General features: G+C 42.1%; 1 protein-coding gene. It reads right to left on the bottom strand.

From position 1 onward, the window contains the following. Nucleotides 1-486, bottom strand: a 486-nt coding sequence (locus Q5762_RS37060) for an AAA family ATPase (protein WP_399495531.1), incomplete at its 3' end; no start/stop codon positions are given. Nucleotides 487-503 lie beyond the last annotated feature (17 nt).

Genomic DNA, 503 nt, shown 5'->3' with positions numbered 1-503 from the left:
GAATGAGTCGTCTTGAAAGTTTAAAATCAGTCGGCCATCTTGCGTCTGAATGGGATCTATTTTATTGATGCCTGGAACCCGGTGCTTCATCGCCTCAACCATTTGATCAAAGATGTCAGGGTGATTTTCATAAATATTTCTTGCTACTAATTGCAAGTTATCACCTGATATAGAGAGATGCTCGAATTCTCCAATGGCCTCTTTGCTACCACGAGCCAAATTGATATGAAAATCTGAAACATGCCAGTTTTCTATTAGTTGACGAAATGCATTGGCTGCTTTAAATCGTTCGAATTGTCCTAAGCCTTTAATTGCCAATGCATCTTTGCCAACATTTTGCTGCTCCCTTTGAAGTTCTTCATCTTGCTTGTCGAAATCTTCTTCATTTGTGATGGCGTAGCCCACGCCGCCTGAAAAATCCAGGAAGTGATAAGGTGATCCATAGCGGCCACGTTTGTAACGAAGCACTTCACGCCTCACTGTCACCTGTCGATTTTCCATTC

Source organism: Streptomyces sp. P9(2023), from assembly GCF_032436795.1.
In the GTDB taxonomy this organism is placed as follows: Bacteria; Actinomycetota; Actinomycetes; order Streptomycetales; family Streptomycetaceae; genus Streptomyces.
Note: the sequence above shows the minus strand (reverse complement) of the source record. Positions and strands in the feature narration are given on the sequence as shown.